A 10219-nucleotide genomic window follows, 5' to 3' on the forward strand; every position below is an offset into this window, starting at 1 on the left:
GATTAAAAAAATAATTACACTGTCACTACTCATTGCGTTATTTACAGGCTGTAACGCTCAAAAATCAAATAGCCCAAAGTCCGATAAAAAAACGGTGGTCAATACGTACATCAATTCTATTTCGACGGAGCGTTTGCGCACGAATCTGACTTACATAGCTTCTGACGAAATGGAAGGGCGAGAAACCGGTAGCGCCGGACAAAAGAAAGCGGGACAATACATGATTGACTTTTACAAAAGCCATGGCGTATCTTTTCCGAAAGGAGCTAAAGATTACTACCAACCCATTCCGGCTGCCTTTTTAAATGCCAAAAGAAATGAAAACCTACCCGATTCGGAGAACATTTGGGCCTATATCGAAGGTTCGGAAAAACCTAATGAAATAGTGGTAATTTCTGCTCACTATGACCATGTTGGTGTTAAAAACGGACAAGTATACAACGGTGCCGATGATGACGGTTCGGGCACTGTGGCTTTGATGGAAATGGCCGTAGCTTTTCAAAAGGCCAAAAACGAAGGTCACGGACCAAAGCGTTCTATCCTAATCTTACACGTAACGGGTGAAGAACACGGTTTGCACGGTTCGCGTTACTATTCGGAAAATCCATTATTCCCTTTAAAAAATACCGTAGCCGATGTCAATATTGACATGATTGGTCGTCGCGATGATTTTCATAAAGACAGTAATAATTATGTGTACGTAATTGGTTCCGATTATTTATCTTCTGACCTTTACAACATTTGCGAAAGCGTAAACAAAGAATACATCAATCTTACCATTGATTACAAATACAACGATAAAAATGACCCTAATCGTTTTTACTATCGTTCTGACCATTACAACTTTGCCAAAAACGGAATCCCGTCAGTATTTTTGTTCAACGGCACGCATGCCGATTACCACAAACCCGGAGATGATGTAAGCAAAATAGAATTTGATGCACTAACTAAAAGAACGCAATATGCTTTTGCTATTGCTTGGGAAATTGCCAACAGGCATAAAAAATTAGTAGTGGATAAGAAGGATAAGTAGTAAACCTCGTTAGTTATACAAACAAAAAAAGCCTCCATTATCTGGAGGCTTTATAATTTTGGGTGAAAGACGGGTCTCGAACCCGCGACCTTCGGAACCACAATCCGACGCTCTAACCAACTGAGCTACAATCACCATGTACTGCTTTACAAAGCCGTAGCTTCTTTTGCGAGTGCAAATATACTGCAAAAGTTATCTTTTGCAAACATTCTTTTTATTTTTTTAAATCAAATCCGATAAGCTATTGACTGCCACATACCTTTCAGTGGTGAAACCTTCGGCATATTCTACCCCAACCAATCTTCCAAAGTCCTGAGAGCGGTAATTGATGCTTTCTAAAAAGTTTTTAGTTGCAATTGGCGTAATGGGCTCGTTGGAGTTTTCAGAATAAAACTGCGAACTGTAAGCCAATATCGATTGGGTTTTTTGCGTTATAAAATCGGTTATATCCACTACAAAATCGGGTTCAATATTTTTCCATTGGATATAATGGTACACTACTTTTGGTCGCCATGCTTCTTGCACAACACCTTCATGTGTGGTTTCAATCCTTCTCAATCCCGATAAAAAGCATGCATCCGAAACCAGCTTGCTGCCTTTTGCATGATCAATGTGTCGGTCTTCAATAGCGTTGCAAATCACTATCTCCGGACGGTATTTTCGCAATCTCTTGATGATTTCCATTTGATGGGCTTCATCATTGACAAAAAAACCATCGCGCATGTCTAAGTTCTCACGAACGGAAATGCCGAGTATCTCCGCTGCCAATTGGGATTCCTTATTTCTGATTTCTACCGAACCACGGGTTCCGAGTTCACCACGGGTCAAATCGATGATGCCGACTTTTTTTCCGCGGGAAACTTCTTTGGCGATGGTACCGCTGCAACCCAATTCTACATCATCGGGATGCGCTCCGAAAGCTACTATATCTAGTTTCATACTGTTATTTTGAAGTGACAAAAATACAACTTACACTATAGATTTTCTCATTGTCATAGATTTATTCACCGTTTCCCGGAATTCATCCTCGGGAACACTGTCTTTGGTGATGCCGCAACCGATAAAAAGTACTGCTGTATCGCCAACAATTTTCATGCAACGCAAATTGACAAACAAATCGGATTGCTCGGTTCGGAACGTGGTCAAATCAATATTTAGTTCGCCTAAAAAACCGGAGTAATATTCGCGTTCGTAGTTTTCATTTTTAAGAATAAAATCCTTAGCCGTTTCTTTGGGCAAACCGCAAACCGCCGAAGTGGGATGCAAAGCCGAAATGATGTTGGCTATTGCTTTTTTGGATTTGGCAGTAGCCGAAATATCGGTTTTGATATGCCACAAATTTCCGGCTTTCACAGAATACGGACTGGAAACTGTCATTTCACTGACTTTATCCTGTAAATTGGTGGTAATAAATTCGGTCACCAATCGTTGTTCTTCGGTTTCTTTTTGGGGCCAAATGACATTCTCCGCATTGGTTGCTATTTGCGTTCCCGCCAAGGCAACAGTTTGCAATGCTCTTCGATTGATTTTGAGAAACTGTTCCGGTGTGGCTCCCATCCACAAACCAATTTTGGGATGAAAAAAACAATATTTAAAAGCCGTCGGATAAAAAGCAATTAACTTCTTGAATACGGTTTCCAAATCAAATTGTCTCAAAAGCACTTCTTCCTTTCGGGACAGCACCACTTTTTCAAAAGTACCTTTAACTATTGCCTCAATTCCTCTTTGCACCAAATTCTCGAACACTATTTTAGCGGTTTCATCAATCTCTTGAGAAATGGTATTGGCTACTACATAATCGGTTAGAATAATCTTTTCCACATAAACATCCGATTGCTTTTGAGGAACAAACGGAATCAAGTCGCCATCAAAAGGCGCAAAAACAAATCCTTTTGCAGCATAATCCTCCAGAAAATACAGATGATCGTTCTTTTGGAACAATCCCACCATTCTATCCGAATTGGGTTTTGCATACAACACAAAAGGCAATTGCTGTTCTTGGTGTGTTTTGACTTTGATGAATAAATCGGTCATGATCTTCTGGGTAAAATCATATTGGTCAACTTACAAAGCGAGATGAGTTTGTCGTGCTCATCTGTGATTTTTATTTCCCAAAGATGAATACTTCTCCCTTGGTGAATAATTCTGGCGGTACAATACACTATGCCTTCACGCTTGCTTTTCAAATGATTGGCAGATATTTCAATCCCACGCACTTCTTGCTTATCGGTATTGATGAACATTAACGAAGCTGCGCTTCCGACACTTTCGGCTAAGGCTACCGTAGCGCCACCATGCAACAATCCCATCGGTTGGTGCACTCTGGAATTCACCGGCATTTTAGCAGTTAAATAACCTTCACCGGCATCGATATATTCTATTTCTAAGGTTTGCATCAAAGTGTTGTTACACCATTCGTTGCATAATTGGAGTACTTTTTCTTTATCAAAGGACATAGCTTTTTTTTGTAAAAATACTACTTATTTGGCATAAGGAAAACAAATCAAAACTTCACTTTTAAAAATCAGTCATACTAAAACCTCATTTTTTACGTTATTCCTACATAGAATTTCAAATCTCAAATTTCAAATTTTCAAATTAATACCTACATTTACCACCCGAGACCATAAGGTCGAACGGTACAAAGTAAAAATTCAACATACATGCGCAATATTATTATCCTTTTCATTGTTGGTTTGGCCATCTCCGTGAGTTCTTGTCGTGAAGACTTTCAATTCGAACCCAGTACCGGCGATTTGACTTTTTCCAAAGACACGGTTTATTTAGATACGGTTTTCACCAACATTGGTTCGAGTACTTATACTTTGAAAGTGTATAATAAAAGTGATAAAGATATTAGCATTCCCACCATCCAATTGGGCCGTGGTCAAGCATCCAAATACCGTATGACCGTTGATGGTATGATAGGCGAAAACAACCGCGTGTTTCACAATGTCGAATTATTAGCCAAAGACAGTTTGTACATTTTCATAGAAGTGACTTCTGATGTAGCTTTAGCCAATCCGACGGATTTTTTATACACCGATGTTATTGAATTCCGTCATGGGAATGGAGAAGTTCAGGATGTGGATTTGGTGACTTTAATACAAGACGCTTATTTCTTATATCCAAGGCGATTTGATGATGGTACCACTGAAACTTTGCCAATAGGTGATGAAGAAGTTTATGGTTTTTTCTTGGATGAAAATGACCCTGTTAACGGCAATGAATATGTTTGGGGCAATGACAAACCATATGTTATCTATGGATATGCCGCAGTTCCTACCGGAAAGACGCTCAATGTTCAACCGGGAGCAAGAGTCCATTTTCATGCTGAATCAGGTTTGATTGTTGGCAATGGCGGTTCATTAAGAGTCAACGGTCAATTATCTACTACAGAAGCTTTGGAAAACGAAATCATCTTTGAAGGCGATCGATTAGAACCCGGTTTCTCAGACGTTCCCGGACAATGGGGAACGATATGGCTGACCGATGGCAGTACCAATAATTACATCGAACATTTGACGTTGAAAAACGCCGTAGTTGGTTTATTAATCGACCACAATGACGGCACCACCACGACCATCAAAAACAGTCAAATTTATGATTGTTCGAATATGGGAATTTATGCTAAAACAGCTAAAATATATGGCGAAAACTTAGTAATCAACACTGCCGGACAGTATGCTTTGGCGTGTACGCTTGGCGGAAGTTATGAATTCAAACACTGCACTTTTAACAACAATTGGTCGAGTTCCCGGCAATTGGCAGTTAGAATTGACAATTATTACACCGACAATACGACCAACCAGCAAGTGGCTTTCGATTTGGAACAAGCCAATTTTTACAACTGTATTATTTTTGGGTCCAATCAAATTGAATTGTTTTTAGACAAAAGTACGATTAGTCCGGAAACCAATTGGACTGCACCAATTTTCAGCAAGTGCCAAATTAAATTCAACAACGTTAACAATCAGTTTACCAACAATCCCGATTATGCTTTCTTAAACGATACCAATGAAATAATCAGAAACGGCACGCCTGATTTCTTAGATATTTATAACAACAAACTATTTATCGGAGCCGATTCGGACGCTAAAAACTTTGGAGTAGACGTAGGCGTTCCGAATGATATTTTAGGAAATCCACGCAATGGTGTGTTCGATTTAGGAGCCTACAATTCAATTGTATTTCCGGAGGATTAATTTTTTCAAAACTGATTTTAGGTTTCGTTTTTTTAGCCTAAATTTGCACCTACAACAACAACTAATAAAAACACAATGATTCATTTCTTCGGAAACGAAAGTACTACTGTTTTTGCCGTACAAGCGCAAAACGAACTTTCGGCAGAAACTATCTCAAAATTAAACTGGCTTTTTGCCAACGCACATAAAATAGAAAAATCCGTACTGACGGATTTTTTTGTTGGTCCACGTGCCGCCATGGTAACCCCTTGGAGTACCAATGCCGTTGAAATTACCCAAAACATGGGCATCGAAGGCATCATCAGAATTGAAGAATTCGAAAAAGTAACCGAAAAATTTACCGATTTCGACCCAATGCTTTCGCAAAAATACAGCGAATTAACCCAAGATATTTTCACCATTAATATCGAACCGGAACCGATTTTAGAAATTGAGGACATTGCCGCTTACAACCAACAAGAGGGTTTGGCTTTAAGCGCTGAAGAGGTTGATTATTTAAATGGAGTAGCACTCAAAATTGGCCGCAAATTGACTGATTCAGAAGTGTTTGGTTTCTCGCAAGCCAATTCAGAACACTGTCGTCACAAAATCTTCAACGGGACTTTTGTCATTGATGGCGAAGAAAAAGAAACTTCATTATTCAAACTTATCAAAAAAACATCAGCCGAAAATCCAAACGATATTGTTTCGGCTTATAAAGATAACGTAGCTTTTGTCAAAGGTCCAAAAGTTACCCAATTCGCACCCAAAAGTGCCGACAAGCCTGATTTCTACGAAACCAAAGAATTTGATTCGGTGATTTCCTTAAAAGCGGAAACCCATAATTTCCCAACAACCGTAGAACCATTCAATGGTGCTGCCACCGGTTCGGGTGGAGAAATCAGAGATAGATTGGCTGGCGGACAAGGTTCGTTACCCTTAGCCGGAACTGCTGTTTACATGACCGCATATTCTCGTTTGGCAGCCAATCGCGATTGGGAAAACGGAATGAACGAGCGACAATGGTTGTACCAAACCCCAATGGATATTTTAATCAAAGCTTCCAATGGTGCTTCTGATTTCGGGAATAAGTTTGGGCAACCGTTAATCACAGGTTCTATTCTGACTTTTGAACACGAAGAAGAACCCGAGGCAACGTCGAACGGAGCGAAGCTAAACAGAAAGCTCGGTTACGACAAAGTCATCATGCAAGCAGGCGGCATTGGTTACGGAAAATTAGATCAATCCATCAAAAAGAGACCGACATCCGGAGATAAAATCGTAATCCTTGGTGGTGAAAATTACCGAATCGGAATGGGTGGTGCTGCTGTTTCCTCAGCTGACACGGGTGCTTTTGGTTCGGGAATTGAATTAAATGCCATCCAACGTTCCAACCCTGAAATGCAAAAACGCGCGGCAAATGCCATTCGCGGTTTGGTAGAAAGTGATAACAATCCGATTGTTTCTATTCACGATCACGGCGCGGGCGGACATTTAAATTGTCTTTCCGAATTGGTGGAAGAAACCGGTGGTTTGATTGATTTAGATAAATTGCCAGTAGGTGATCCAACGCTTTCTGCTAAAGAAATCATTGGCAACGAATCTCAGGAAAGAATGGGATTGGTCATTGGTCAAAAAGATATTGATACGTTACAACGCATTGCCGATAGAGAACGTTCTCCGATGTATCAAGTTGGTGAAGTAACCGATAATCAACGCTTCACTTTTGAAAGCAAAACAACCGGTGCCAAACCAATGGATTTCGCCTTGGAAGACATGTTTGGCAGTTCGCCAAAAACCATCATGGCGGATAAAACCATCGATAGAAATTACACCGATTTAGAATATAGCAGCGATTACATCCAAGATTATTTAAGAGATGTCTTGAAATTAGAAGCGGTAGCTTGTAAAGATTGGTTGACCAATAAAGTGGATCGTTGCGTAGGCGGAAGAGTTGCCAAACAACAATGCGCCGGACCATTACAGTTGCCTTTAAATAATGTTGGTGTAATGGCGTTGGATTTCAACGGAAAAGAAGGAATTGCCACTTCCATCGGTCACGCTCCTATTTCGGCTTTAATCGATCCGAAAGCCGGAAGCAGAAACGCCATTGCCGAAGCGTTATCCAATATTATTTTTGCGCCGTTAAAAGACAACTTGAAAAGCGTTTCGTTGTCAGCCAACTGGATGTGGGCTTGTAAAAACGAAGGTGAAGATGCCCGTTTGTACGAAGCGGTTCAGGCTTGTTCTGATTTTGCTATCGAATTAGGCATCAACATTCCCACCGGAAAAGATTCGCTATCCATGAAGCAGAAATACCCGAACGATGAAGTGATTGCACCGGGAACGGTCATTATTTCGGCGGCCGGAAATTGTTCCAATATTACTAAAGTCGTTGAGCCGGTGCTGCAAAGAAATGGCGGTTCGATTTATTATATCAATTTGTCGCAAGACGAATTTAAATTGGGCGGAAGTTCATTTGCCCAAACCCAAAATAAAATTGGTTCAGAAACACCGACCATTAAAGACTCGGCTTTCTTCAAAAAAGCCTTCAACACCATTCAGGATTTAATCAAAGACCGACAAATCGTTGCCGGACATGATATCGGAAGCGGTGGTTTGATTACGACTTTGTTGGAAATGTGTTTTGCCGATAATCATTTAGGAGCCAAAATCGATTTCTCTTCATTGGAAGAAAATAATTTGGTCAAAATCCTATTCGCTGAAAACATCGGATTGGTATTGCAAGCCAAAGACGACGCTACATTCGAAAAAGCTTTAGAAGGAATTGAATACTTCAAAATAGGACAAGTTCAGGATTCAGAATCATTGACTATTGAAGATTTAGTGCTTGACATTCGTGCTTTAAGAGACGTTTGGTTTGAAACTTCATATTTGTTAGACCAAAAACAAACCAAAAACAATACGGCTAGAGAGCGTTTTAACAATTACAGCCAACAAGCTTTACACTATCAATTCCCAAGTCATTTTACAGGTTTAAAACCGGTAATCGACAATAGCAAACCACGTCCGAAAGCAGCCATCATCCGCGAAAAAGGAAGCAATTCTGAGCGTGAAATGGCGAATGCGATGTACTTGGCCGGATTTGATGTGAAAGACGTTCACATGACCGATTTGATCTCTGGTAGAGAAACACTGGAAGACATACAATTTATTGGAGCTGTCGGTGGTTTTTCTAATTCCGATGTTTTGGGTTCTGCCAAAGGTTGGGCCGGAGCGTTTTTATACAATGAAAAAGCCAACACCGCTTTAAAGAATTTCCTAAAACGCGAAGACACTTTATCTGTCGGAATTTGCAACGGCTGTCAATTGTTCATGGAATTAGAAGTCATCAATCCGGAACACGAAGTGCACGGTAAAATGAAACACAATGATTCGCACAAACACGAAAGCATTTTTACTTCGGTTAAAGTACAAGAAAACCATTCGGTAATGCTAAAAACACTTGCCGGAGCTACACTGGGTGTTTGGGTTTCACATGGTGAAGGAAAATTCCATTTGCCTTATGAAGAAAGTCAGTATAACATCGTAGCCAAATATGCTTACGAGGGCTATCCTGCCAATCCAAACGGTTCCGATTATAACACGGCGATGCTGTGTGACAAAACCGGAAGACATTTGGTGATGATGCCTCACATCGAGCGTTCTACTTTCCCATGGAATTGGGCATATTATCCTGGTGATAAAAAAGACGAAGTTTCGCCATGGATTGAAGCCTTTGTCAATGCCAGAGAATGGATTGAAAACAGATAAATAAAAAAAGCTCCTAAAATTCAGGAGCTTTTTCATTTGTATTAATCATCTTTCTAAAATCTGTATCCAATCGTGGCTTGGTACCACATATTTTTATATCGCGGTGTATCCGAAGTTCCGTCACCGTTATTGTTCTTTACATCCCAACCGGCTCTCAAACCAATAACCATTCGATCAACATTAAAATCTACGCCACCGGTTAAACCAAAAGTGTTTTTGCGAAGATTGGCATTGCTGAATTCTTCTTCCTGCGTAGCCGAAATAGTACCGCCTTCAAAGTCATCTTTTTGCTTGGTTAAATAAGAAAACTGAGGTCCGAATAAAATAGAAACACTCTCAACCGGTCTAAATGAAACCAAAAGTGGTACATCTATATAGTTAGACGTTCTGGTCATTTCGTAAGTACTTCCTAAAAATGTTCCTGAAGACTTGAAACCCTTTTGAGAAAATAAAACCTCAGGTTGAAGCCCAAAATACCGTCCCAAAGGAATTGAAACAAAACCTCCAAGTACAAAACCCACTTTAGAATCTGCTACAAAATCATCCCCTTCAGAGTCATATACATTCGATAAGTTGACACCTCCTTTTATCCCTACAGATATTTCAGAACGGTTATCAGTTCCTGTCTTCTCGTCTGTTTGTGCCAAAGCACCCGTTGTTGATAGCGTAATCATTGCGATTACCATAATTACTCTTTTCATAGTTCTAATAATTTAAATTTATAAGTAAAATTTACTTCCATTAATTTTCTGTTTAAAAGAATAACAATACGGTAAATTTCGCCATTACCCTTTGAATACTCCTTACAGAACTATGCTAATGATTTACATAATTATGGCGTGCCCCTTGCCCAGCCTAGAGCCTATGAAATGGGGCCGGGCTATCCGCTATATCTTTTGATGGTTAAGAGCATTATCCTAAAAAGAAACACATCGACAAACCATCAAAAGGATGCCGCTCCTATCCCTCACGCAAGGAACTACAAAAAGAAAACTCTCTTCAACATTCCGATAACGGGTACAAAAAAATGCCTTACTGCAATCAGAAAACTTACTCCTTCAAGCAAATAACAATCTAGTTGCACAATGTCACCCTGAGCTTATCGAAGAGCATTTAAAACAAAAAACCCTGTCCAAATAAATGAACAGGGTTTCAAAAAAAAGGCGGCGACACGAGCCTGCGACTGCGCCGCACCGCTTAAAAACAAGAAAGCCTGTCTAAAAGACAG

General features: G+C 40.0%; 7 protein-coding genes and 1 tRNA gene. 3 read left to right on the forward strand and 5 right to left on the reverse strand.

Features of this window, described 5'->3' with window-relative positions; genetic code table 11:
• The first annotated feature begins 1 nt into the window (after window position 1).
• Window positions 2-1033 carry a M28 family metallopeptidase gene (locus tag HA632_RS12500; protein WP_317174606.1) on the forward strand — a complete coding sequence of 344 codons (1032 nt, stop codon included), beginning with the start codon at window positions 2-4 and terminating at the stop codon, window positions 1031-1033.
• Window positions 1034-1093: 60 nt separating this feature from the next.
• Here HA632_RS12500 and HA632_RS12505 read toward each other — a convergent pair.
• The 4 genes from HA632_RS12505 to HA632_RS12520 all read right to left on the reverse strand — a co-directional run bounded on the left by HA632_RS12505 (window position 1094) and on the right by HA632_RS12520 (window position 3489).
• Window positions 1094-1169: transfer RNA gene (locus HA632_RS12505), tRNA-His, on the reverse strand.
• Window positions 1170-1255: 86 nt separating this feature from the next.
• The gene (gene bshB1, locus HA632_RS12510) at window positions 1256-1972 is read right to left on the reverse strand and encodes a bacillithiol biosynthesis deacetylase BshB1 (RefSeq protein WP_176307529.1); all 717 of its coding nucleotides are present in this window, start codon (window positions 1970-1972) and stop codon (window positions 1256-1258) included.
• A 30-nt stretch (window positions 1973-2002) separates the two neighbouring features.
• Window positions 2003-3067: an isochorismate synthase gene (locus HA632_RS12515; protein ID WP_176307530.1), complete on the reverse strand. Its 1065-nt coding sequence runs from the start codon at window positions 3065-3067 to the stop codon at window positions 2003-2005.
• Entirely contained in the window at window positions 3064-3489 is a 426-nt protein-coding gene (locus HA632_RS12520; RefSeq protein ID WP_176307531.1) for a PaaI family thioesterase, read from the reverse strand. Before HA632_RS12520 ends, HA632_RS12515 begins: the two co-directional genes overlap by 4 nt.
• A gap of 207 nt (window positions 3490-3696) precedes the next feature.
• On the opposite strand from HA632_RS12520, the gene HA632_RS12525 reads away from it, so the two are divergent.
• Window positions 3697-5238 carry a hypothetical protein gene (locus tag HA632_RS12525; RefSeq protein ID WP_176307532.1) on the forward strand — a complete coding sequence of 514 codons (1542 nt, stop codon included), beginning with the start codon at window positions 3697-3699 and terminating at the stop codon, window positions 5236-5238.
• A gap of 75 nt (window positions 5239-5313) precedes the next feature.
• A complete protein-coding gene (gene purL / locus HA632_RS12530) occupies window positions 5314-8991 on the forward strand; it encodes a phosphoribosylformylglycinamidine synthase (protein WP_176307533.1) in 3678 nt (1225 codons plus the stop codon).
• A gap of 53 nt (window positions 8992-9044) precedes the next feature.
• On the opposite strand, the gene HA632_RS12535 is transcribed toward purL, so the two are convergent.
• The gene (locus tag HA632_RS12535; RefSeq protein WP_176307534.1) at window positions 9045-9692 is read right to left on the reverse strand and encodes a porin family protein; all 648 of its coding nucleotides are present in this window, start codon (window positions 9690-9692) and stop codon (window positions 9045-9047) included.
• Window positions 9693-10219 lie beyond the last annotated feature (527 nt).

The sequence above is a fragment of the Flavobacterium sp. J49 genome, from assembly GCF_011742145.1.
Lineage (GTDB): Bacteria > Bacteroidota > Bacteroidia > Flavobacteriales > Flavobacteriaceae > Flavobacterium.